This window comes from Aliiglaciecola sp. 3_MG-2023 (assembly GCF_030548205.1).
Lineage (GTDB): Bacteria > Pseudomonadota > Gammaproteobacteria > Enterobacterales > Alteromonadaceae > Aliiglaciecola.
Window position 1 is genome coordinate 177,498 of sequence record NZ_JAUORV010000003.1, and the last position, 24,888, is coordinate 202,385.

At 39.4% G+C, this 24,888-nt stretch carries 21 protein-coding genes; 13 read left to right on the forward strand and 8 right to left on the reverse strand.

Annotated features, from left to right (window positions below; genetic code table 11):
• The first annotated feature begins 60 nt into the window (after nucleotides 1-60).
• The 7 genes from pyrD (at nucleotide 61) to rmf (ending at nucleotide 8,347) form a co-directional block, all read left to right on the forward strand.
• Nucleotides 61-1,071, forward strand: a complete 1,011-nt coding sequence (gene pyrD, locus Q4574_RS04495; protein WP_303472027.1) for a quinone-dependent dihydroorotate dehydrogenase — start codon at nucleotides 61-63, stop codon at nucleotides 1,069-1,071.
• 59 nt (nucleotides 1,072-1,130) lie between these two features.
• Entirely contained in the window at nucleotides 1,131-1,685 is a 555-nt protein-coding gene (locus Q4574_RS04500) for a cell division protein ZapC domain-containing protein (protein ID WP_303472030.1), read from the forward strand.
• A 112-nt stretch (nucleotides 1,686-1,797) separates the two neighbouring features.
• The gene (gene rlmKL / locus Q4574_RS04505; protein WP_303472032.1) at nucleotides 1,798-3,897 is read left to right on the forward strand and encodes a bifunctional 23S rRNA (guanine(2069)-N(7))-methyltransferase RlmK/23S rRNA (guanine(2445)-N(2))-methyltransferase RlmL; all 2,100 of its coding nucleotides are present in this window, start codon (nucleotides 1,798-1,800) and stop codon (nucleotides 3,895-3,897) included.
• Nucleotides 3,898-3,916: 19 nt separating this feature from the next.
• Nucleotides 3,917-4,150 carry a glutaredoxin family protein gene (locus Q4574_RS04510; RefSeq protein ID WP_303472034.1) on the forward strand — a complete coding sequence of 78 codons (234 nt, stop codon included), beginning with the start codon at nucleotides 3,917-3,919 and terminating at the stop codon, nucleotides 4,148-4,150.
• Nucleotides 4,147-6,036 (forward strand): ABC transporter ATP-binding protein, encoded by a 1,890-nt coding sequence (locus tag Q4574_RS04515; protein ID WP_303472035.1) that lies wholly within the window; start codon nucleotides 4,147-4,149, stop codon nucleotides 6,034-6,036. Before Q4574_RS04510 ends, Q4574_RS04515 begins: the two co-directional genes overlap by 4 nt.
• Before the next feature lie 68 nt (nucleotides 6,037-6,104).
• Nucleotides 6,105-7,859 (forward strand): DUF3466 family protein, encoded by a 1,755-nt coding sequence (locus Q4574_RS04520; protein ID WP_303472036.1) that lies wholly within the window; start codon nucleotides 6,105-6,107, stop codon nucleotides 7,857-7,859.
• Nucleotides 7,860-8,170: 311 nt separating this feature from the next.
• The gene (rmf, locus tag Q4574_RS04525) at nucleotides 8,171-8,347 is read left to right on the forward strand and encodes a ribosome modulation factor (protein WP_303472038.1); all 177 of its coding nucleotides are present in this window, start codon (nucleotides 8,171-8,173) and stop codon (nucleotides 8,345-8,347) included.
• Nucleotides 8,348-8,415: 68 nt separating this feature from the next.
• Here rmf and fabA read toward each other — a convergent pair whose 3' ends face one another.
• Complete coding sequence (gene fabA, locus Q4574_RS04530) at nucleotides 8,416-8,934, reverse strand: 3-hydroxyacyl-[acyl-carrier-protein] dehydratase FabA (RefSeq protein ID WP_303472040.1); 519 nt, start codon at nucleotides 8,932-8,934, stop codon at nucleotides 8,416-8,418.
• A 136-nt stretch (nucleotides 8,935-9,070) separates the two neighbouring features.
• On the opposite strand from fabA, the gene Q4574_RS04535 reads away from it, so the two are divergent.
• The 4 genes from Q4574_RS04535 to Q4574_RS04550 all read left to right on the forward strand — a co-directional run bounded on the left by Q4574_RS04535 (nucleotide 9,071) and on the right by Q4574_RS04550 (nucleotide 15,835).
• Nucleotides 9,071-9,325 (forward strand): hypothetical protein, encoded by a 255-nt coding sequence (locus Q4574_RS04535; RefSeq protein WP_303472042.1) that lies wholly within the window; start codon nucleotides 9,071-9,073, stop codon nucleotides 9,323-9,325.
• Nucleotides 9,326-9,510: 185 nt separating this feature from the next.
• The gene (locus tag Q4574_RS04540; protein ID WP_303472044.1) at nucleotides 9,511-10,152 is read left to right on the forward strand and encodes an ABC transporter substrate-binding protein; all 642 of its coding nucleotides are present in this window, start codon (nucleotides 9,511-9,513) and stop codon (nucleotides 10,150-10,152) included.
• Nucleotides 10,153-10,463: 311 nt separating this feature from the next.
• Nucleotides 10,464-13,193, forward strand: coding sequence for an aconitate hydratase AcnA (gene acnA, locus Q4574_RS04545; RefSeq protein WP_303472046.1), 2,730 nt, complete (start codon nucleotides 10,464-10,466; stop codon nucleotides 13,191-13,193).
• 611 nt (nucleotides 13,194-13,804) lie between these two features.
• Nucleotides 13,805-15,835 carry a metallophosphoesterase gene (locus Q4574_RS04550; RefSeq protein WP_303472048.1) on the forward strand — a complete coding sequence of 677 codons (2,031 nt, stop codon included), beginning with the start codon at nucleotides 13,805-13,807 and terminating at the stop codon, nucleotides 15,833-15,835.
• 82 nt (nucleotides 15,836-15,917) lie between these two features.
• On the opposite strand, the gene Q4574_RS04555 is transcribed toward Q4574_RS04550, so the two are convergent.
• A complete protein-coding gene (locus Q4574_RS04555) occupies nucleotides 15,918-16,217 on the reverse strand; it encodes a chaperone modulator CbpM (RefSeq protein WP_303472049.1) in 300 nt (99 codons plus the stop codon).
• A 1-nt stretch (nucleotide 16,218) separates the two neighbouring features.
• Nucleotides 16,219-17,166, reverse strand: a complete 948-nt coding sequence (locus Q4574_RS04560) for a DnaJ C-terminal domain-containing protein (RefSeq protein ID WP_303472051.1) — start codon at nucleotides 17,164-17,166, stop codon at nucleotides 16,219-16,221.
• Nucleotides 17,167-17,416: 250 nt separating this feature from the next.
• On the opposite strand from Q4574_RS04560, the gene Q4574_RS04565 reads away from it, so the two are divergent.
• On the forward strand, nucleotides 17,417-18,511 hold the full coding sequence (locus Q4574_RS04565; RefSeq protein WP_303472053.1) for a glycerol dehydrogenase: 1,095 nt from the start codon (nucleotides 17,417-17,419) through the stop codon (nucleotides 18,509-18,511).
• A 4-nt stretch (nucleotides 18,512-18,515) separates the two neighbouring features.
• On the opposite strand, the gene Q4574_RS04570 is transcribed toward Q4574_RS04565, so the two are convergent.
• Nucleotides 18,516-20,138, reverse strand: coding sequence for a Na/Pi cotransporter family protein (locus Q4574_RS04570; protein ID WP_303472055.1), 1,623 nt, complete (start codon nucleotides 20,136-20,138; stop codon nucleotides 18,516-18,518).
• Nucleotides 20,139-20,456: 318 nt separating this feature from the next.
• Between Q4574_RS04570 and Q4574_RS04575 the strand changes: the two genes are divergently transcribed.
• The gene (locus Q4574_RS04575) at nucleotides 20,457-20,651 is read left to right on the forward strand and encodes a CsbD family protein (protein ID WP_303472057.1); all 195 of its coding nucleotides are present in this window, start codon (nucleotides 20,457-20,459) and stop codon (nucleotides 20,649-20,651) included.
• A gap of 1,060 nt (nucleotides 20,652-21,711) precedes the next feature.
• Here Q4574_RS04575 and Q4574_RS04580 read toward each other — a convergent pair.
• The 4 genes from Q4574_RS04580 to Q4574_RS04595 all read right to left on the reverse strand — a co-directional run bounded on the left by Q4574_RS04580 (nucleotide 21,712) and on the right by Q4574_RS04595 (nucleotide 24,597).
• Nucleotides 21,712-22,173: a hypothetical protein gene (locus Q4574_RS04580; RefSeq protein WP_303472059.1), complete on the reverse strand. Its 462-nt coding sequence runs from the start codon at nucleotides 22,171-22,173 to the stop codon at nucleotides 21,712-21,714.
• A gap of 116 nt (nucleotides 22,174-22,289) precedes the next feature.
• Nucleotides 22,290-22,697, reverse strand: a complete 408-nt coding sequence (locus tag Q4574_RS04585) for a hypothetical protein (protein WP_303472061.1) — start codon at nucleotides 22,695-22,697, stop codon at nucleotides 22,290-22,292.
• A gap of 85 nt (nucleotides 22,698-22,782) precedes the next feature.
• A complete protein-coding gene (locus Q4574_RS04590; protein ID WP_303472063.1) occupies nucleotides 22,783-23,232 on the reverse strand; it encodes a hypothetical protein in 450 nt (149 codons plus the stop codon).
• Nucleotides 23,233-23,355: 123 nt separating this feature from the next.
• Nucleotides 23,356-24,597 (reverse strand): trans-acting enoyl reductase family protein, encoded by a 1,242-nt coding sequence (locus tag Q4574_RS04595; protein ID WP_303472064.1) that lies wholly within the window; start codon nucleotides 24,595-24,597, stop codon nucleotides 23,356-23,358.
• Nucleotides 24,598-24,888: the final 291 nt, after the last annotated feature.

Below are 24,888 nucleotides of genomic sequence, written 5' to 3' on the forward strand. Positions count from 1 at the left end.
TCAATAATTTTACAGATAAAAGCCCTGCTAATCAGGGCTTTTTGTTGAGGTCTTTATAGTATGTATCCAATTGTGCAAAAAGCACTGTTCCAATGTGATCCCGAATGGAGTCATGACTTCACGTTAGATTATTTAAAACGTACTCAACATAATGTATTGAAACTAACCTATCAACAAAGTGTGGCCGACCATCCTGTACAGTGTTTAGGTCTAACCTTTAAGAACCCCGTTGGATTAGCTGCAGGCTTAGATAAAAATGGGGAGTGTATTGATGCATTTTCGGCAATGGGATTTGGGTTTATCGAAGTGGGTACAGTGACGCCGCTTGCTCAACCAGGCAATGATAAACCAAGAATGTTTAGGTTACCGGATGCCAAATCGCTTATTAACCGTATGGGGTTTAACAATAAAGGTGTCGACTACTTAGTTGAGCAAGTTAAACAATCACAATATGATGGTATTTTAGGGATTAATATTGGTAAAAATAAACTCACTGAAGAACAAAATGCCCTTGATGACTATTTAATTTGTTTAAAGAAAGTATATGCGTATGCTGATTATGTAACAGTTAATATCTCTTCTCCTAATACACCTGGATTACGTTCTTTGCAGTACGGAGAAGCCTTAGAACATTTGCTTTTAGGATTAAAAACTGAACAAACTCAACTAGCTCAAATACATGGTAAATATGTACCATTGGTGGTTAAGATAGCGCCTGATTTAACCGATGAAGAGGTTAAAGATATTGCTGAATCATTAGTAAAAACTAAAATTGACGGAGTCATTGCGACGAATACCACCTTAGATCGCAGTGCTGTTGATGGTCTACGATATGCCAAGGAGGCGGGTGGCTTAAGTGGTGAGGTGTTAACCGATAAAAGCCTACATATCACCAAAAAATTAGCTCAATACTTAGACGGTGCGATGCCAATTATTGGTGTAGGCGGTATTCATTCTAGCGCGACCGCTAATGATCGAATAGAAGCGGGGGCGAGTTTAGTACAAATTTATTCCAGTTTTATTTACCAGGGCCCATCACTCATCAAACAAATAGTGAAAGGTCTAAAATAAGATTGCCATTGTGATAAATTTATCTGCATATAATTGCCTTTAAAAAAAGAGCTTAATCTATGTTGTTGCCGTCAGGTCATTGGAAGTGGTTTATAGATAAACAATCGCATTTTTTGATGATTGAAATGGATGCTGGGTTATCCTTTCAAACGGCTTATTTAGATTCTCAGCTAAAGTTAATCCCTGAGAATTTATACTTTGAAATCCAACATTCTCAGCATTACATCGAATCACTTGAAGCGATACATGATTCCAATGTTCCTTTTGAAAATAGCGTAAAAACCCAAATTGCATTAAACGCCACCGCGGCTAAAAGCTTCCATAAACCAGTTTTAAATAAAAGCTGGCTATACAGTAAGCATCCTTATAGTTTGCAAGGTAATGAGCAACAACTGGCTTGGCTAACCTGCAACGGTGAGAGTTACCTTATGCTCACCTTGAGCGCAGAAGGCAATTCGGTGTTGTGTTTAAATTTATCCGACGACTTTCAAACTTCAGATAATAAGATTCACCGTCAGTTTTCATTAATTAACGTCTTATCAGACCGTCTAACGGCCTTGGAGCAATTAGCAGACGACATCGACGAAACCCCCGATAATCTAACTCACTTTTAAGCTTTGAAATTGGGTAGATCTTAGATAAATTTATTCCGCTAATCAATAATACCCCTTATACCCACAGCCGTTATCCCGTATAATCGCCGAGATTTTATTTTCTGGTAAATACATGTTTGAAATTCTAGTTACTACCTCGAGGGGACTCGACGGGCTATTACTTGACGAGTTAACGTCTTTATTACCCAATTGCAGCTTAAAAATGCGACCGGGACAGGTCTATTTCAGCGGAGAGCTTAAAGACGTCTACCAAGTTTGTCTTTGGTCCCGTTTGGCCAACCGGGTACTTGTGCAATTGGCAGAAGGTAAAATAGATAGCGCAGAAGAACTTTACGATATTGTCGCCTCAGTACCCTGGCAAGAGCATTTTGATGTTACGAATACCTTTGTAGTTGATTTTGTGGGTACCAATAGAACTATTAATAATACCCAATTCGGTGCACTCAAAGTAAAAGATGCAATTGTTGATACGTTTACTCATCATTTTGGAGAAAGGCCTTCAATTAGCAAAGTTCAGCCTGACATTCGTATACATGCCCGAGTACGCAGAGAAAATTTTGCAGTGTATGTGGATATTTCTGGTCGTAGTTTACACCAACGTCATTACCGCCAAAATACAGGACAAGCTCCTTTAAAAGAACATCTGGCGTGCGCGATGTTACTACGTAGTGGCTGGTATAATGAACCTACAAAACCGCTTTTTGACCCAATGTGCGGTTCAGGGACCATAGTCATTGAAGCGGCGCTCATGGCCTGCAATATTGCGCCAGGATTAGGTAGACAGCATTGGGGATTCAGCAATTGGAAATTACACCTTCCTGAGCTTTGGGAAACCTTAGTAGCAGATGCCCATAACGCACAAACGCTACCTCAAGCAAAAATCTTTGCCAATGATCTCGATAGAAGGGTACTCAACAGTGCCAAACAAAATGCGGATTCTGCGAGAATGCTTGAGCACATTACCTTTTTTAATTCTGATGCCACTAAATTACAAGTGGACTGTGAGCCGGGATACATTGTTTCTAATCCACCGTATGGAGAGAGATTAAACGAGCTCACCGAACTGCTCCCAGTGTTTCAATCTTGGGGGGAACATTTAAAGCAACACTTCCAAGGCTGGCGAGTCAGTTTACTTACTGCAAATAGAGATTTATTCAAACAACTCAAGTTAATTGCCAACAAAGATTACAAACTAATGAATGGGGCAATTGACTGCCAGTTAGTTAATTATGTGTTAGATGAAAAAAATTGTGTAGTAAAACAAACCATTAGACCCGATTCAGATTTTGCCAATCGACTTGCCAAAAACATCAAGTCTTTGTCGCGTTGGTTAAAGAAACAAAACACCAATTGTTACCGACTGTATGATGCTGATTTGCCTGAATATAATGTTGCAATTGATCGCTACGATGATTGGTTAGTGGTACAAGAATACGCTGCACCTAAAGACATTCCAGAACAAAAGACACGCAAACGTTTGCACGATGTACTGTTGGCCTTGCCCGAAGTAACTGGCGTAAATTCTGCGCAAATCGTGGTTAAAACTCGGCAAAAGCAAAAGGGTAGCGAACAATACCAAAAGGTGGCCGAAAAGAAAGTCACATTAGAAGTGTATGAAAATGGTGCTAAGTTCTTAGTGAACTTGTCTGATTACCTTGATACCGGCTTATTCTTAGATCACCGCATTACCCGTGAAATCGTACAGCAACGATCACGCAATAAAGACGTATTGAACCTCTTTGCCTATACTGGCAGTGTTTCTGTGCACGCAGGTTTGGGGGGAGCGAAGTCGGTCACCACAGTAGATATGTCTAAAACCTACATAAACTGGGCAAAACAAAATGTACAGTTGAACAACATCCAATGTGCCAATGAGTTTATTCAAGCTGATTGCATCAATTGGTTAGCTGATCACCAACAAACCTATGATTTGATTTTTATTGATCCGCCTTCGTTTTCCAACTCTAAACGTATGGATTCAACTTGGGATGTGCAACGAGATTACTTACAACTTATTGAGCACGCCGCTAAGCGTTTGAATAATAATGGTGAAATTATTTTCTCTAACAATTTACGTAGTTTTAAGTTAGATACTAATAGCGTTAATGATCTTGGATTATCAGTGGAAAATATAAGTCAGAAGACCTTACCTGAAGACTTCAAACGTAATCCAAAAATCCACCACTGTTGGTTATTGACTAAACAAGCATAGAATACAAGAAGAGTACAAAATGCAGTTAATATTCTATTCTGGTAAAGATTGCCATCTGTGTGATTTAGCCATGTCTTTGTTGACACAGCTAGGATCAAATTACGACATACACCTGACTAAGGTAGACGTTAAAACAGATCACCAACTATTCCATTTATACGGGGCGCGTATCCCTGTTATTAAACGTGAAGATAACCAACAAGAACTTGGCTGGCCGTTTAATTTAATCCAGTTAAAGGAGTTTTTAGATTGAGCTTGTTACAACTAAAAAATGCTCAACTGTCGTTTGGACACCCTGCTATTTTGAACAAAGGTGAGCTGGTTGTTCATCCAGGAGAAAGGATCTGTCTAGTAGGTCGTAACGGTTGCGGAAAGTCTACATTATTAAAAGTATTAGAAGGTGAACAACCATTAGATGATGGTCAACGTATTATTTCACCTAATGTGAAGATATCCCGTTTACCTCAAGATCCACCAGAGAGTGTAGAGTCAACTTTGTTTGATTATGTCGCTGAAGGGATGGCGGAAACCGGTGAACTATTAAAAGCTTATTTTCATCAAATTAATTTAGTAACGACGGATCCATCTGAAAAAAATCTAAACCTTTTAGAGCAACTGCAACATAAATTGGAACACCAAGATGCATGGCAGTTTGAACAACAAATAAGCCAAGTGCTCACCTTGTTGGGATTGGATGGTAACCAACAATTATCCTCTTTATCTGGTGGTTGGCGACGCAAAGCTGCATTAGCTCGGGCTTTAGTTGGTAATCCAGACATTTTATTGCTTGATGAGCCAACCAACCATTTAGACATCCATATGATCAAATGGCTTGAAGGCATCGTAAAGGATTATAAAGGTGCGGTCGTCTTTGTTAGCCATGACAGGGCGTTTATTCGCGCCGTTGCATCAAGGATCGTAGATTTAGATCGCAGTAACCTCACTAGTTATCCAGGTAATTATCAAACCTATTTAGATAAAAAAGCCGAAGATCTTAAGAATGAAGAAAATGCTAACGCTGAGTTTGATAAAAAATTATCTCAAGAAGAACAGTGGATTAGGCAAGGGATTAAGGCACGACGCACCCGTAATGAAGGTCGGGTGAGAGCCCTCAAAGCGTTACGACAAGAGCACTCACAACGCAACAAATTACAAGGCAGAGCAAAAGCGACCGTTAGTAGTAGTAGTTCTTCAGGTAAAATTGTGTTTGAAGCCTTAGATCTACACTATGAAATCGATAATAAAACGATTGTTAATAATTTAGAATTAAGCGTATTTAGGGGCGATAAACTCGCTTTAATTGGTCCTAATGGTTGCGGGAAAAGTACCCTTATCCGATTACTTTTGGGTGATTTAGAACCCCAATCTGGCTATGTGAAACAAGGAGCAAATTTAAACGTTGCCTATTTCGACCAACACCGTTTAGCTCTTGATCTTGACAAAAGTGTGATTGATGTAGTGGGTGATGGTAAGCGTGATTTATTGGTAAATGGCCAATATAAGCACGTTATGAGTTATTTACAGGATTATTTATTCACTCCCGATCGGGTTAATGCCCCAGTACGGTCCCTTTCTGGTGGTGAGAAAAATCGTCTGTTGCTGGCCAAGTTATTACTGAAACCTTCTAACATTCTAATCCTCGATGAACCAACAAATGATTTGGATGTTGAAACCCTGGAATTACTTGAGGATCTAATCTCAAATTACCAAGGGACCGTTATTTTAGTAAGTCATGATAGAGAATTTGTTGATAATGTCGTAACATCTAGCCTGTTTTTTGAAGGCAATGGTGAGCTGAAAGAGTTTGTAGGTGGGTATACTGATATAGAAAACTGGTATCAGGCAGAAAAAAAACCCACAGAAGACGAAACTTCTGTAAAATCAGCGAGTCCTAAGTCTCAACCGGTAATAAAAAAGACAAAGAAATTGTCTTATAAGCATCAATTAGAGCTGGATTCTTTACCACAAGAAATTGAAAAGCTGGAGAACGAAGTTCAGCTATTACAAACTAAAATAAATGATCCAGAATTTTTTAAGCAGTCCCAAGACGATTTTAATCTTGCGATTAATAAGCTTGCTGAATATGAAAGTTCACTAGAAAAAGCATATGCAAGATGGGATGAGCTAGAAGGTATGTAAAACCTCATGGTTTCACAATATCAAAATACCGACATTAGCTAATTAAGCAGTAATTTACAGGATATGTAATGAAAATAAATCGGCTGGCCTCCGGGCTAACCCTTTGTGCGCTAACCGTTTGTACCGCGCAAGCAGCAAAGTATGAAGTTGTAGAATTACCTTTAAGAGATAAAGGCATTAACAGCTATGCAAGAGCAATTAATGATAAAGGGGATGTTCTGGCATCTATTGCTGACCCCTTTAACCCGCCTATAGATGTAGACTTAATTGATTTTGAAAACGAAATTTTGATAAATGCTCTCAGCGATGCTGACGGTGCATCTGTGGGCAATATCAACGATGATGACTTATTAATTTTATATAGTTTCATTACCTCTGATGCCACTACAACCAATACCTTTTTCCCTCAAAGTAACGATTCAACCAATCCCTTTTTTCAACAAATAGCAAGGGTACAAAGTTACGTTTTAGAAAATACAGAAGTGGAAGAAAAGATTGGGTTCGATGTCATCGAGCAAGATTTGCAAGGTTTAACCAAAAGCGCAGATACATTATCTACTGGCATTAATAACTTTTCAGCCACAGTAGGTTTTGGAGAGGCTCCATTTTATAAAATAAACTACCGTAATGAAAATGGTCTGAATCTAAGATATCACGTCCAAGATTTTCTCGTTCGGGGTTTCATGGATATTAATGGTGTCACCATTGAAGTTCCCCCCATTGAAGATCTAATGGGGGGTATTAGTGTCGCCAATGATATTAACGACAGTTTTGAAGTTGCTGGCTATGGTTCCGTCGATGTGCTCGAAGAATTCGAAGATGTAGTAGAAGTCTGTGACGATAAAAACGAAAGAGGTGATATTCCTAAAGAATATTGTATAAGACAACTCAGAGACCAATATCAGTCTAATATTCGCGGTAGACTTGCTAACTCAGTGTCAAATCGTTATCCAGTTGATCAAACCTTTAAGCGACGCGCTATTATTTGGGAGTTCACTTCCAGCGGTGAACTGCTCAATAGCAGAGAATTGGGTACGCTACTTGAACCTGCTCCAGGTGATGAGACGTTTTACGATAGTCGAGCAAATGCCATCAATAATAATGGTATAGCTGTGGGTGTATCCAATGATTATTATCAAGACTCACAAACCGTAGTAGTGAATAAAGCTGCAATTTTTGACGGCGATGACGTTATTGGTTTTATTAGTGACGAAGAGTACATTGAAAGCACAGCCTTAGACATAAACGATAACGATGTTGTGGTTGGCTATGCGAATAAAATCATCACCTCTGCATCGCGAAATAAGTTCTTCGTTTATGATTATCGTGGTGATGTATTGAGTTTCCCTGATGACTTCTTTGAAAGTTCATCAAGTGTAGCACGTGGGATTAACAATAATGGCTTAGTGGTTGGAGAAGGACAAGTTGATACTGACTTAATCGGCTCCCGTAGAAGCGAAGCATTTCTTTACGATATTAATACTGAAGAGTTTACCAATATTAATGAACTATTGAGTTGTGATTCGCCCTATACCATAGTGCAAGGCGTTGATATTAATGACAATGATGAAATTACAGCTACGGCTGTAGTTTATCGTGAACGCAGCGCTATCAATGGAGAATTAGCTTTAGATGACCGTGGTAACACCATATTTGAAAATATGTCTGTGGCGGTAAAACTTGTGCCAATTCCCGGTGGAAGCATTGATGATTGCCACTTAACCAATGAAACCATAGAGCGTAAAGGCGGCAGTTTATATTACTTATTAGGGCTTGTTTTATTCGTCTTTAGTGGCCGTGTGAGACAAAAACTAAAAGGGTAAATCCTCACTTAACCCTCAGTTAAAATAGTATAAAGCCTCGACTCTCATGTCGGGGCTTTTTTATATTTTTCCCTAAATGACCGCCAAACCCGCGCACCCATTGGTGTCACAAATTTGTAATATCAATTAGAAATTAAAAAGGGACGCTATATTCAAAATTGATGTAAAGATAAAAACCTAAAATAATCATATATTTATTGAAAAAGCGTAAATTTTTATGCAATAACGTATTGAACCCTTTTGTGGTTAAGATAGTCTCACTTATGTGGTTCGAATAATCACAAGTATTTTTTTCAATAAGAGGTCACTCAATGAAAAGACAAAAACGCGATAAACTTTCCCGAGCTCATTCAAAAGGCTATCAAGCAGGTATTTCAGGACGTTCTAAAGAACTCTGTCCATTTCAAACAACGGAATCACGTTCCGAGTGGTTAGGAGGATGGCGAGAAGCTATCGAAGACCGCAACATAGGTTTAAATAGTCGTTAAAAATGAGCCCCGTGAGGGGCTTTTGTATATTTGGAGGATCGTTAGAACTATCGAAAACGAGTCCTAGCTTAAAAATTGCTCGTATCTTGGAAAAGACCTACTTTAAGGTTGTCAGCAGCGTAAATTTCTCTACCATCAACTTCAACCACACCCTCAGCCATGCCCATAAACAATTTGCGTTTAATTACGCGCTTCATATTAATTTTATAAGTAACTTTTTTCGCTGTAGGTAGTATCTGGCCAGTAAACTTAACTTCGCCAACACCTAATGCGCGACCTTTACCAGGACCGCCACACCAGCCTAAGAAAAATCCGACTAATTGCCACATGGCATCAAGGCCCAAACAACCAGGCATAACAGGATCACCAGGGAAATGACAATCAAAAAACCAAAGATCAGGAGAAATATCTAATTCAGCCAAAATATAACCTTTGTCATATTTTCCGCCAGTCTCACTTATCGTTACGATACGATCCATCATCAGCATATTCGGAGCAGGCAACTGACTATTTCCTGGTCCAAAAAGCTCCCCTTGACTACATGCTAATAGATCTTCTCGACTAAAACTTGATTTAAAATTACTCATTTAGGCTTCTTCTAGTTTATAAAGTGTCTAATTTAGCGAACACTTGTAAGCTAAACAACTCTGAACAGTGAAATTTTCTCAACAAACTGGTATTTTATAATCATTCTAAGGACAAACTTAATTGAAAACTGATTAAATGCAAAAAAATCTTAAAAAAGTTGCTAATGCTGAAAAACAAAAGCGCTACCGACAGCGCCAAAAAGAATTGGGGCATAAGCAAGTTCGCGGATATGTCAGCAAAGATGCCATGGCTTGTTACGATGACATTCGTGAAAAAACCAATTGGACAGATAATGAAGTGTTGTCTAACGCATTACGCATTACCTACGCGGCTTATAAATGTGGTCAAATTAAATTGTTAAATGAGTGGCTCAAAGATCACAATCGTTAATACAAATAATATTTCATATTAATCAACTGATTTTTAAAGCATTTTTAGGTAAACTAGTTTTAGTAATTTATTTAGTAAGAAGATGTACGGGTAGTAAGGGGTTTCGTATTAAAGTTTTTAGGTTTTTTTGTATCAACTTATTAGTTGTCTTGATTACAACTGGGAATGTTGCTTCTAAGGAGGTTTTGTATTCTTCTGTTTCCCCAGAGTTTCCCAATGGATTGCACGCCCAATACCTAAGGTATTTAGCCGAAAAGCTAAATGCTGATTTGCACATTACACCTTTACCTTTTGCCCGTCGTGTTGTTGAACTTAAAAATGGGCACTTAGATTTAATTGTAGGCATTCATCATTATGCTGCGCCGAATGATGATTTCATTATCTTAAAACCGAGTTATGAATCCATTCAAAATACCGTGTTTGTGAAACAACAAGATCAATACAGATTAACTTCTTTAGAAACCTTCAAACAATCTACTTTTGCCGTTACTACAAGGGGAAACTATTTTCCAGAGTTACGTTTAGAAGAACGTCCTAAGACCGTGAGTGTATCGACTTTGAGACAAAAAATTGGATTGCTAGAAAAAGGCAGAGTAGACGGGTTTGTCCACTTTGCAGATAGTACCTATAAACTAATAGACGCTTTGCAAACGGAAATAACCATTGTTCCCGCCTTATACCAGCCTGAAGCGCAGCGTAATTATTTTGTTGGCCTGAGTAAATCATCTAAATTCACGGCAAGACAAACAGAAATCGAACAAATTATCATATCAGGTAAACGTAACGGCGATTTTAAACATATTAGAGAAGCGTATTATTCCGACTAAGTAGCTTATACCCAATGGTTGCCTATAATGTAATTTTTACAATTCATGCATAACTTCTATAAAATTTTTAATCCGTTATCCATCTTCCTCTTTTAAACATAGTGTTAGCGTAATTGGCTAATTAATTGCTTACTAAAAAACTAACTAATGAATGATTAGTTTGGACCTGTAAGTGTAAATAAATGCTATAGGCTCTTTAAAAAGCCATTTATTTCACGGAACTTATATCATCTAGACCACATCAAATGTCTATTAGGTTTATGTGCAGTCTCTCAGTGTCCTATTTTAATAACATATAAAAAGGAAGCATTATGGATTTATCTTCAAAGTATCAATCTACTCTTTCTGTCGATGGTCAAGATTACCTATTTTACGATATTAATAAGGCAGGCTCTCCCGAAAGTCTGCAACGACTGCCGTTAACCGCTAAGCTACTTCTTGAGAATCTGCTACGTCATCATAAAGATGATTTCGTGCAAGATGGAGACATTGATGCTTTGATCAATTGGGACAATAACGCCGCGTCGTCTACAGAAATCGCTTTTGTTCCTTCTCGAGTTATTTTACAAGACTTCACTGGAGTTCCCGCTGTAGTCGACTTAGCCGCAATGCGAGATGCAATGAATGATTTAGGTGGTGATCCGACTAAAATCAATCCCCTAAAACCTGTAGATTTAGTGATCGATCATTCCATTATGGTGGATGAATTTGGCAGTAAAGATGCGTTCAAACACAATACGGCTATTGAAGTAAAAAGGAACAAAGAACGTTATCAATTTTTAAAGTGGGGTCAAAAAGCCTTTAACAACTTTAAAGTTGTGCCGCCAGGAAAAGGCATAGTGCACCAAGTGAATTTAGAATACTTGGCTCGCGTTACGTTTGCCGAAGACAGCGATCCTGCTCAAGAGAACTGCAAGGTTTTATTTCCAGACACCTTAGTGGGGACTGATTCTCACACTACTATGATAAATGGCCTTGGTGTGATGGGTTGGGGCGTAGGCGGTATTGAAGCCGAAGCCGCTATGTTAGGACAACCGGTCACCATGCTAATTCCTGAAGTCGTTGCAATGGAGCTGACAGGTAAACTTGCTCCCGGGGTGACAGCAACGGATATGGTGTTAGCCGTCACACAACAATTGCGCGAATTTGGTGTAGTAGGTAAATTTGTTGAGTTTATTGGTGAAGGTATTAAACACTTATCCGTGGCGGATAGAGCCACTATTGCCAATATGTCACCAGAATATGGGGCAACCTGCGGCTTGTTCCCAATTGATGAACAAACTATTACCTATTTGCGTTTAACCGGTCGAAGCGAAGAACAAATAGAATACATTACTCAATACAACAAAGCACAAAATATGTGGGGCTCAGAAAGTCTAAACAAAGCCCAATACCATGCCAAGCTGCACTTGGATTTGGCAAGTATAGTGCCTTCCATTGCCGGTCCTAAAAGACCTCAAGATCGCATTGCCCTAGACGATGCAGCAAGCAGTTTTAAAAAGTGGGTGTCCGATCAATCAGATCTCAAATTGGCCCCCGAGGATACAACAGAAGGTCGCTATGAAAATGAGGGTGGGCAAGGGCAAGAGCCCATTAGTAAAAAAATAGAATGTCACTATAATGGCGAAACCTTTCATGTTGAAGATGGTGCCATTGTCATTGCAGCGATAACAAGTTGTACAAACACCTCAAACCCTTCGGTATTAGTTGCTGCAGGATTACTGGCTAAAAATGCTAACCGCTTGGGACTAAAGGTACACCCATGGGTTAAAACAAGCTTTGCACCAGGCTCACAAGTGGTTACCGAGTACTTAAATGAAGCGAACTTAACAGATGAACTTAACCTATTAGGGTTTAACCTTGTTGGCTACGGTTGCACAACCTGTATTGGTAATTCTGGGCCTCTTCCAGATCCCATATCTGACGCTATCACTACTGGAGATTTAACAGTTTCTTCCGTGCTTTCAGGGAACCGTAACTTTGAAGGACGCATTCACCCTGAAGTGAAAACGAATTACCTAGCTTCACCTCCCTTAGTCGTCGCTTATGCTCTGGCCGGTAACATGAATATTGATTTAACCACTGATCCTTTAGGTACAAGTAAAGAAGGTAAGCCCGTTTATTTAAGGGATATATGGCCTAGTAACGAAGAAATACACACCATGGTTGAAAAAGTCGTCAACAAAAACATGTTTAGTGAAAAGTACGGCTCAATTTATGAAGGTGGTCAAATTTGGGATGACCTAGAAGCCGTTGACTCGGATATTTATGACTGGCCTGATTCTACCTATGTAAAGCGTCCGCCATTTTTTGAGAAAATGACCGCTACCCCCAGTGAAATCAAACCTATTGAAGATGCAAAATGCTTACTTAAGCTAGGTGATAGTGTGACTACTGATCACATCTCACCAGCAGGGACCATCGGATTAGAAACACCGGCTGCCAAGTATTTACAACAACAAGGGGTAGATAAAACAAGTTTTAATTCCTACGGCTCAAGACGCGGAAACCACGAAGTCATGATGCGAGGTACTTTCGCAAATGTACGATTGAAAAATCAACTTGCTCCCGGGACGGAAGGAGGTTGGACTCGTTTGCAACCCGAATCAGATGAAATGTCTGTTTTTGAAGCTTCCGAAACGTATAAAAACAGACAGACCCCAACCATTGTTATTGCAGGTAAGGAATATGGTACTGGAAGCTCAAGAGATTGGGCTGCAAAAGGACCATTAATGTTAGGCATAAAAGCGGTTATTGCTCAAAGTTATGAAAGAATACATCGTTCTAATTTGATAGGAATGGGAATATTACCCTTGCAATTCAAATCAGGTCAAAGTGCTCAAACCTATAAATTAGATGGTACTGAAACCTTTAGTATTGACGCCATTACCGCAGACCAAAAAAGCGTTGTTGTTAATGTAAGGCGTTCTAATGAGCAACCCTTTAGCTTTGATGCCGATATACGTATTGATACGCCGAATGAATTTGAATACTTCAAACATGGCGGTATTTTGCAGTTTGTCATCAGAAAACTACTTTAACATCAACAAGGTTTAGCAGCGTCAACATGTAAGGTATTAATGGGGTCAGGTCCGATACAAATAAGCATTTCCTTCGGTAAATCAGCAACACTGACCTCATTTTTCCTATGCATAGTTGTTACGCGTAACTCTTGAAGAGCCTATTAATAAAGAGGTGCAGCGAAACACGACAAGAAATAAATGCAGTCAGTAGCTGTTTAGATTAAAACTATTTCAGTGCTCCATTTCCCATCAATCAAGCATATGATTCTAACCTAATTTGCTCATTGATTCGCGCTGCTGCTTGCAATGCTATGTAAGTGGGGGATAAGCATAAAGAATACTTTATTAGCATAGGGAAATACCTTTCCAATTGACGTAATCAACATCGTCAAACAGTATTGATTACCATTAATCAACTGTTCTCAACTAATTACCTTTGAGTTATTTTATTACCAATCAGTGAATTCAATTCTACTTTTTGTACATTTAAACCAATAATCAAAGGGTTAACTGTCATCTAAGCTTCATCTAAATAACACACTTCAATAACTCATTTGCAATAAAGCACAAATATAGTAGCCGCGATTTTTAACTCAATAAACCACTATAACGATAAAAGGAAGTGTAAGGTGATACGAATTAATCAGTTTATAAAAACAGGGACCTGCTTAGCGTTAGTTTTAGCTTTGTCAGCCTGTGAAGATGAGAAGACAGTAGTAGAAGTTGTTGAAGTAGAAGTGCCCGTCATTGTTGAGGTTCCCGTTGAAGAGCCTGAGCCAGAACCCATCGTAAAATCGACAAATCAATTCAAAATCGGTTTACTGCCTGATACTCAAGGGGGCTCTGATAGCGAAGGACAAGCCCATGTATCAATGCACCCAATGTCTGAATTACTCAAACATCAAGCAGCTGCTGATGTTGACATGGTTATCGCAGTAGGTGACTTAACCGACGGCGGCAGTGATATTGAGTTTGCCGAATGGCGATCAGTCGCCGACTCGTACTCTCAACAAGGGATTGAGTTTTTACCCTTAATGGGAAATCACGAGACCAGTTATGCCTATACGTATAACTGGATAAATAATATGAAGCATTTTATTCCAGAAGATGCCACTCATATGCCCAGTTATGAGTGGGTAAATTACTATGTAGTGCGTGAAAACGTGCTCATATTTGCTCTAGCATATTATAATTTACCGATAGCGTTTGACTGGATAAAAGAAACGGTTTTAGCCAACGAGGATAAGGTTGATCATATAGTGGTTGCCAGCCATGACGGTTTGGTTGGGGCCAAATACGGTCAAACTATCGAACAAATTGTTGATGGTACTAAAGATGATGATTGGGTTTACGACGTGCAACCGAAAATAAGAGACTTTTTCTCTGAATATGACGTGATATATGTACAAGGTCACGAGCATCAATACCAACGTTCGTTAATAACCGCAAAAACAACATTAACTACTTATCCATCTAGCTCAACACCAACTGGTGGTAACTATCGCATGGACATGTATACACAAATCATGACAGGCAATGCATCTTACAAAGGATATGAGTTCCGCTTTGGAGAACGTGATTTAGTTCAAATGATCGTTTCTCAGAAAAACCAAACCAATGCATCTGCTGAGGATAGCGGTTTTGATGTCAATTCTTCCATATTGACCTTCGAAAATGATCGTGTTGATTACCAATCCTATTTTGCCACTCACAATGCAACGTCTAATGATGCAGACCAAGCATTTACAGCTGAATGGAAACTCATGGATCAATTTTCACGCACCACTAACCGTTGTGAAATGATTGTTTATCCTAATGCAATTCACGAAGAAACTCGCCCGGTAATGGTTTTACAACCTAACTACATCAGCAATGAGTGTTATGCCGAAGATGGCTCATATGCCCGCTTAGCAGGAGGCACAAATGATACGTTTAATCGCACAGACACCCGCACTCGTGATATGAGTTTCACACCAGGTTTTACCCGTTCTGAAAGCTTAAATGATTTGGTTCGCCTTGCTTATCAATGGTTATTCCAAGTCCATGAACGATGGTCTCCAAATTTAAATGCGGCCTATCGTGTAGTGCCTGATTACGATAATGACGAAATGATCATTCCTGAAACCACTATAGACTTAAAAGAACACGTAACATTAAGTTGGACAGCAGCGACAGACGAAACCAGTTCAGATATTTTAATTATTAGTGGCACACAAAACCAAACCGGCATGTATCAAGATGATTATGGTCTTGAAAAAGACATCGAAGTTGATGCTGGACTTGCGTACTCGTTATCTGGCCCAGATTTAGGTAGTTTAGAAGAAGGCGAGGGTAAACCTGCTGTTTCTTTACCCGCAACAGCAACAAAGTCTTGGGATATTAGTGATGCTGTCTCTGATCAATATGCCGTAGAGTTCGTGGTACCAGAATCCATCGATGTTACGACAGTACAACTTGCAAGCAAATCCGATGCATGGGCGGCTATTGCACCTGCGGCGTGTGTTATTGAAGGAGGCTGGGACGATACCTTTTTAACCACACCGCCAACTCGTGAGACGGAATGTAGCGATTATCCATTAGTTGGGTTTGATGCTGATTTGGGGAATCTTTGGTGGGTTGTTTTAAACTCTGATGCAGAAATCGCATTAATTGCAAAATAAAACCAACTCTATATCGAGTGACCTAATAATAAAAAGCCAGCCTCTTCTTTTGAGGCTGGCTTTTTTATACAGTTGCTTGTCACTAAAGCAGTCTATCTAGTCTAGCCTTTAGCTGGCTATTTTCTTTTTTGAGTTGCTCTTTTTGCCGCATTAAATCAATGACCATAGCCGTCGCGACCCAATCAATTTGCAATTGCTGATTCAATCTAACTGCTTTTTTGATCCAATGGGCACTGTCTAAATCAAAAACCCATTCCGAGACAGCATTACCATCAACGGGATCAACTATGCCGTATTCAACCACCGCATATACTGAATCTTGGGTAATTTCTTCGTATTGGCATAGCTCCTGAATTGTGAGGTGAAGTGTAATTTCTGACATCTTACTTGCTCCATTCTGCTCTGGGATTAAAATTAGCTTCGTCTGCCAATTGTGACCATAACTTTTCTGTTTCAGCCGTCGTTTTATTAGGAATATCTATTTTAATGACAACTAATAAGTCACCCTGATTACCTTTGTGTTTTAAGCCTTTACCTTTCACTCGCAATTTTTGACCTGAATGACTATTAGGCGGGATATTTAGGCTAATTTTACCGTATAAAGTAGGTACTTCTAGCTTAGTACCAAGGGCCGCTTCCCACGGTGCTAAAGGTAAGGTAAGTAACAAATTATTACCTTGTACATCAAATAGAGGGTGGGGGATTAAACGGATGTGCAAATATAAGTCGCCGTTTAAAGAGCTTTCACTACCTGGTACACCTTGACCTTTTACTCTAATTCGCTCGCCATCACTCGTCCCTTCTGGAATTTTCACTTCCAATGACTTTTTAAGTTGCTCTACTTTGTTCCCCGTCAAAGCTGGAACACTATATTCCACGCGTTTGACGATGCCTTTAATCGATTCTTCTAAAAATAAAGGCACTTCCAATTCGACATCTTGACCTTTATACAAGTCAGATTCAGTTTGATGTGATTGTTGATGATGTCGGCTTCCACCCCCAAACACTGAATTAAAGAAATCCGAAAAGTCGGCACTTGCAGAACCACGAGCATGAGTATATCCATCACTAGATTGCCACCCTGGAGGAACATCAAAGCCTTGCTCATTTTGACCTCCATAACGCTTCAATTGATCATACTCAGCCCGTTTATTTTCGTCTTTTAGCACTTCATAGGCTTCAGCCACTTCACGAAACTTTTCTTCTGCATCAGGTGCAGCATTCATGTCTGGATGGAGTTTAAGGGCAAGTTTACGATAGGCTTTTTTAATTTGCTTTAGATCGGCGTCATCTTCAACACCCAAAACTTGATAGTAGTCTTTAAATTCCATACAAGTTCCTTCCTCGATAGTTTGTAGGTTTTATTAATGGGTAGGCAATTAGCGTTTTCATCCGTAATCAAATAGCTTCTCTCTATCAGACAAACAGAAAGAGCCCATTAGTGCTCTTTTATCAAGCCTAAACAATTACTAATAATAGTTTGAACCCCTGATAAACAAAAGTTGTTGATGTAGATCAACGTAAAACCCGTCTAATGGGGTAAATTAATAATCATCTTCGCACTAAAATAAGGCCACTAAAATGATTTCTACTTCTATATTTCCTGGGCGTTATGTTCAAGGTGATCAAGCACTCAATATTTTACCAGAAGAAATAGCTAGACATGGTAAAAGCGCTTTTATCATTGCTGACAAATTTGTAACAGATAATAGTAGCGGCCCATTCAAAGAGGTGTTGGAGCAACTTAACGATTGCAAAGTTCAGCTTTTCGGCGGTGAATGTTGTGATGACGAAATTGATAAACTCTGTGATCGCTTTGCCAATGACTCCACTGAGGTAATTATTGGCATTGGCGGTGGTAAAACCCTTGATACGGCAAAAGTGGTAGGCTATAAACAAAGTTGTCCAGTTATTCTAATCCCAACAATTGCCTCTACAGATGCTCCCTGCAGTGCTTTATCTGTTATTTATAATTCTGATGGTTCGTTTAACCGATATGAGGTGTTACCCCATAACCCCGATGTCGTCTTAGTTGACACCAATGTCGTTAGCCAAGCACCTGTCAGGTTCTTAGTGGCTGGCATGGGTGATGCATTTGCGACTTGGTTTGAAGCTGAAGATTGCCGCCTTAAACGCGGCACAAATATGACCGGAAGAGTAGGGCCATTGAGCGCATACGCTTTAGCTAAACTATGCCACGAAATATTGCTTGAATATGGGGTTTATGCAAAACGTGCTTGTGAAAGCAATATAGTCACACCGGCTCTAGAACATGTTGTTGAAGCGAATACACTGTTAAGTGGCCTTGGTTTTGAAAGCGGGGGTTTAGCTGCTGCTCATGCGATTCATAATGGTTTAACGACCATTGCGGCTACCCATAATTATTACCATGGAGAAAAAGTAGCAATTGGTCTCCAGGCAATGATGTTTTTAACCGATAGGCCCAGTAAAACCATCGATTTAGTATTCGACTTTTGTCAATCCATTGGGCTACCCATCTGTCTTGAAGATATTGGTATGATAGATCCCACTGAAGACGAATTAATAAAAGTGGCCAAACGTGCATGCGCTGAAGGTGAAACAATCCATAATGAACCCTATGAAGTGACACATAGGAAAGTGATGCATTGTATTAAAGCAGCTGATGCTGAAGGTAGACGCAGAAAAAGGTTGTGATCCTTTAAGTTTCGCCCGTTGTTAACGCGCTGGCTTCTGACAAGTGGCTAATACATCTTTCTATGTGTTTAGCCACATGAAGCAACCAGCGATATGTGTCTAGCATATTAGTTGCTTCGACAATATCAAACTCATCATTAGTAACCTGTGTTAAAACTAGCTGCCTAAAGGCTTGATGAGCATCGTTGAGTTTATCCGACAAATTTGAAACCTCTTTTACCGTCCCTGACCATTGATTATGTTTTATCCCTTCAATTAACCGAGTTATCACCTCACATAATTGACTTGCATAATTATCAAGTTCATCGGGCAGGGCGCTGTTCAACCCTGAGGTATGTGTAAACGATTGATTCGGCATTTCTTCACAACGCTCATGTAACCTTTGCATATGATCTAATGTATGAATTAAGTTGAGCAGGCGCAGTCGCGTTTGCTGATCATTTTTTTCAATGGGTATGCGGTCGATAAAGTCCCGTGCAACATCGATATCGATTTGTGATTCAACCAGTTTAGTTTCTACTTCTTCAGCAGGTTTACTCAGAATTACCGCTGTTGTTTGTAGCAATGTCATCAGTTGTTTTTTTAACGAGTCTAACGCCAAATCTAATGCTATTGATGGCTGACTCAGCAGACTGTCATCAAGTTGTTCTGAATTGGTTTCATGGGAACTACGAATGAGCCCTTCTATCAACTTTGCAAACACCTTGCTAAACGGTAAAACGATAATCACACCAAGTAAGTTAAACGCACTATGAAACGCGATCAATGCAACTTCAGCATTGTCTAAAATGGGCTGGGCGGTTAAGTATTCCCAAACCTTAATAAAGGGAGAGACAAATATTAACGCCGTTATCCCAGTAAACAGATTATAAATCACATGAGAATAACCGGTTCGCTTGGCGGCAACAGATGCGCCTGTAGCTGCCATTAAAGCCGTTACTGTGGTACCGATATCCATTCCAATTACAAGGGTAGCTGCTACTTCAAAATTAATTAAATCTGAATAAAGTGCAGTTAATGCAGCCGCCACACCGGCACTTGATGACTGGGTTACCAAAGTAAATAGAACTGCCAAGCCTAATACGGATAGTTTTTGCGGTAAAGTCGCAACGGATAGACCTTCGAAAGCAAAATATTCCCGTAATATCGCCATGCTGTCTTGAAGTTCGGTTATTCCAACAAAAATCAGCCCAAAACCCGCTATGGTTAATCCTAAGGCCCCTATGTTTGCTTTAGCGAATAAACGCAGTAACGCGCCTGCAAAAATAAGAGGAAACGCAATCACGCCTAATTTGAGTTTAAATCCAAATAATAAAACCAACCAGCCAGTGATGGTCGTGCCCATGTTGGCACCAAAGATTACCCCCAAAGAATGACTAAAGGTCATTAAACCTGCTCTAACAAAGCCAACAGTCGCCACTGTTACAGCGCTAGAGGATTGCAAAATTGCGGTACTAATCGCACCACAAAGCGCGCCGGAGTAGGGACTTCGCGTGTATTCCATTAAACGGAATCGAATAAGCTTACCAGCCAAAGACTTTAATCCGTCAGTCATTACAATCATACCGAGCAAAAATAGCCCTATGCCGCCTAAAACCTCAGCGATCAATATCCATCTTTCTGTCATTCAATACGCCCGCAATGTATGTGCTACCAAATCTTAATTGCTTAAACCGCAAATTATTCGATTTCAAATGTTCTAACATGAAATTTTGTCACAGTAGAGCTGTAATAATTTCAAACACCTTAGTACTAGATTAGTCTAGAAGCCGTATTTTTGGATCTTAAAAAAGAAAATAACGAAAAATATCCCTTTAAAATCAGTCAATTTGCTGCAAAATTTAAGGTAAAACTATTACTCACCGAAATGTGGTCTGGTGTTTGCTCCTTTATCTGTGCAATCAATTCGATTCTTAATTCACATTAATTTTATACGGAGAATTTTATGAACGATGACCAAGTAAAAGGCAATTGGAAAGAACTTAAAGGTAAAGTACAGAAAAACTGGGGAAAAATTACCGACGATGAACTAGACAAAATGGAAGGTACCCGCAAAGAGTTGGTTGGCAAAGTTCAACAATCTTATGGTAAATCCAAAGAAGAAGCAGAAAAGCAAGTTGATCAATTTTTAAATAGTTAACAGACTTTTCTAATCTGACCTTGTGCCTCAATTCCCATAAACTCATGAGGTGCAAGTTGCTATTATGTTGCAAGCACAGCGTGTATTATGTTGCAAGCACAGCGTGGTCAATAAATGTCGACCACGCTTTTTTATTTAATCAAACACATACTAAACACCACATACTCAATCCCAATCCAAGCTATTGTATTTTAAACGAGCTCACAAAAACAAAAGACATCTTTACTCTACAAGGTCATTTCTTAAATAAGCATTAAACGTGAATAGTCATCATGATGAAGTTAAGATTATCCAATAAAACTTAATCGAAAGCTCAGGCATAAATACTCCAAAAACTAAGTGACAGATTGCCACCAGCAAATTCATGTCACCAAAATAAGCTAGCAGTTCCTATCCAATATATCTAACCGTGCTGTACGTGAAATCTGATGAGGTTTGTGAGGTTAACTCTAAAACCAGACACACAGAGACGCATAAAAATGGAGAGTATTTACTGAAGAAAGTGCACCAAGCCCCTCCACGTGCATTAATACTAATATTCGCATAATGTATATTATGTTAAATTATATATTGTTTTATTAATAAGTACTCACTTTCGCTGGTAAACACTAGCAGTATGAAAAATACGAAGCCAAATGTGGTTTTGTTTTCCCCTCTTTTGAAAATTAAATGATTTGAATTCTTATTGGAGACTTATTGGGAAATGCATTACGCCATTAAATTTGGAGTAATCTTATTGAAAGATTTCTGCCTTGCTTGAAATGAACATAGATTGGTTTTGAGGAATTATTGTTGAGCTATTGGGTGCTTATCTTTGACCCTGTTATTTCATGAATGTTGGGTGTGAAAAAATGCACTTGCGGATATGGAGATGATTTTGAAGTTTATATTGAAATGGTTTAATGATGCTAATGAGTCAACTTTGAACGTTAATAAATGCATAATTAATTTGTAGGCGTGAACTTGGTCGAGTCACCGATAAAATTATTTTTCGCGCTGTAAAATGATCATCAAACAGCAAGCTCCCTCTAATGATCTTAATCAGTGCTTAATACAACCTTTACGACTCTATTTTGCTTTTATTCTTAAAAAACTTTTTAACGACATTACATACTTGTCCCGGCTTTGCCTGATGATTTTTATAGTGATATTCAGTGCTGTATTCTCCCTTGGGAATGAGCATATCGACAAAAAGTTCACTGTGATTGAGCTTAAGGACTTTATCTTGAATATGAAAAGCAAACTCCATAAAGGTGGTGGTGTTATGCAAGGTAGAATGAATAACACCGTCAATTAATTCCCATTTATTCCAGTACATATCAACCTCTAAGGAATTTACTAGGGAAAAGCTGATCTCACATTTATCGCCAGATTTTTCATATTCGATAAAACTGTAGTTCACCTCTTCAGTGTCATGATTAATGATCCAAGTACCTATAAGGTCTTGCTGGTTTTCCTCGATAGCGAAAGCACAAAAAGAAAAGAATAATAGCTTTAGGCTTAAGATGGTTAAAATTCTCAACGTTACTCCGGTTTAGTTTTATTAATAAAATTGAAGACCAAATTAATACCTGAGCGATAATCTAAAAATTAATTGGTATTTTTAACTACATAGACAATAAGCACAGGTTTTACTTGTTAGCTATGTTGCATATTTGGCCAGCCGTTTTCGTCTCTGACTATTTTGAACCTGGCATTAGATTTGGTAAAACACTTTGCTTGTAAAGAGGAAAAATCAATATTATGTCTTGGTGTTTCAAAATACTCTGTAACCTGATTGCCATTTACAGTGACTACAAGGGTGATACTGTCTAGAACACTAATCGCGCTTTTGTTTTCAACATCAAAATTGAAACCCAATAGTTGTTTAACTGCATCGTTATTGGTGTATGGGGTTATAAAGCAAACCTTTTCCCAGTTTCCCATTAATTCCCTAGATAAATCAATCACGCCAATAGATACATCGAAAAGTCGCGTCGGCGCGGTTTGTTGTTTAGTACATGACACTACGGCTAAAAGTATAATGAGTAGGCTATAGGGATTCATTGCTTACCCACCCAGTACAATATTATTTGGATATTTCGCCTTTCGTTCATTCATATACTTACATGAAACCCTTTCAAGTTTACCCTTAGGATTCAGCTTGCTCCACTGATATGGCACCACAACAGTGTAACAACCAGCGTAAATCGTCAAACCCAGAAATTGGCATCCCGGCTACCAAAATGGTTAATACCATTAGCTCCTCAGATACAGTCTTGCCCCCCCATAAGAACCAATCACGCTCTTCCCCAAAGTGACGCACCTTTTTAGGGTTTTGGCTAACATCGTCCCCTTCGCAAAACGGTAGTAAATCAGCCTCAAACCACTCTTCTAGTAGTTGATACGCGCCATCAACTAGACTTTCTTCGTCATTTTGACAGGTTATCTCAACCGACAAAATGAGGGCCATCGCTTCTCGAAAACGGGCTAAAATCTCTTCGGCATTGCCATTACAGCTCACATTCACTTTCATTGTGTTGTTGGGTAAAGTAGCTGAGCTGCCAGAAACTATCCGTCTTAATTCTTCAATGACAAACATCTTTCCCTCTTGAGCCTTTAACTCTCTAAATTCAAATATGCTTTAAGGCAAACAGACAAAAAGTCACTTCGCCCCTACTCTTTTTCTCATTGTATCAATGGGTGGTATTTACTTTTTTAATAGTCAGTTAAGGTATTCAAAAGTCATCCCAGCATGCTTTTCGAGTCGCTCGATCAAATCGTTGCCAAATACTGTTGAAGGCGTCCAAAAGCCACCTTTTACTTTGTTTGAACCAAGCTCTTCAACCAGTGCAAGAGCAACTTCACCTAACATTTTACTTGTTGAACCATAACCAGGATCGCGGTCTCCGGTGACTTGGGTTTTAATTGTTTTACCACTAGGGGTTTCACCGAAAAATAGCAGTGTGAAAGAGCCGTCTTCTTGCTCTTTAGGACTTGGCCCTTCACCAGGTTGAGGCAAATGCTTGGCAGCGAACTCACGCAAAAGATTGTATTCCAATGCTTTCATACCGGTTGCCATGGCTGAACATGACACTGCAGACTTTAACCATCCCATGGTGCCACGACCCACCATGACAGATTCATCATATTGAAAATCTTTACCCCAAGGATGACCTAACAGCGCATGACTGCGATGAACTATTCGCGTGTTAATTACAGACATAACAAAGGGAATCAACCAATTACCGCTTGCTTTGTGAAATTCAGGAGTCACTACTTGTGGTTGCTTGACTCCTTTTCGTTGAGATTTTGGCGCAATGGAATACGGATTTGTCATTTGAGCTGCAACAGAAGGATCTTTTGCTTGTTCTGCGATTGCATTTAGGCCACTGGCGACTGTGCCACCACTTGCACTTCCACGCATGCTTTTCACCAATAAACGGACCCTAGTACAGGGTTCACCGAATAACGCCAAAGCCTGATGCTGCGTATAATAAACACCTAAATCTGACGGAATGGAATCAAAACCACAACTGTGAACGATCTTAGCCCCAGTTTCTACTGATTCAGATTCATGGGCATCGATCATGCGTCGGATCCACTGCGCTTCGCCAGTTAAATCACAATAATGGGTACCGCTAGCAGCACAGGCTGCCACTAACTTAGATCCGAACAACGCATAAGGCCCTACTGTTGATACAACCACTTTGGTTAACGCAACCATATCATCCAAAGCCGCTCGATCACCGGAGTCTGCAATGATGGTAGGCAGTGACATTTCCCTTAGAGCAAGTTTTAGCTGGTTTAACTTGGATTGATTTCGCCCTGCGATTGCCCAACGTATGCGCCCTACTTCGTTTTTATTACCGTCTATGCCATGTCGATGGAGTAAATGCGCCACGACGAGTTTTCCAACAAAACTAGTCGCGCCATAAACGATGAGATCGTATTGAGACTGTGACATAGATACCCCTCTTAACTAATTATATAGGGCGTTTAAACCATGATTTGGATACAACGTTAGAAAAGCACCTTGTGTGAGTGTACTTTGCATTTTGTATAATACAACTAGTACTCTAATGGTTAAGTCAGTTTAATCAAGTCTATTTCTAACACTGCTATTTTACATTAGCCATGCATTAAGCCATCCATTAAGTACTCAAGTGCTTTGGATAGTCTTAGGGTTATCGACACAGTCTAAAATAAGAAATAACCTTGCAAACTGGACATTCTCAATCGCTATTCACTTTGTATC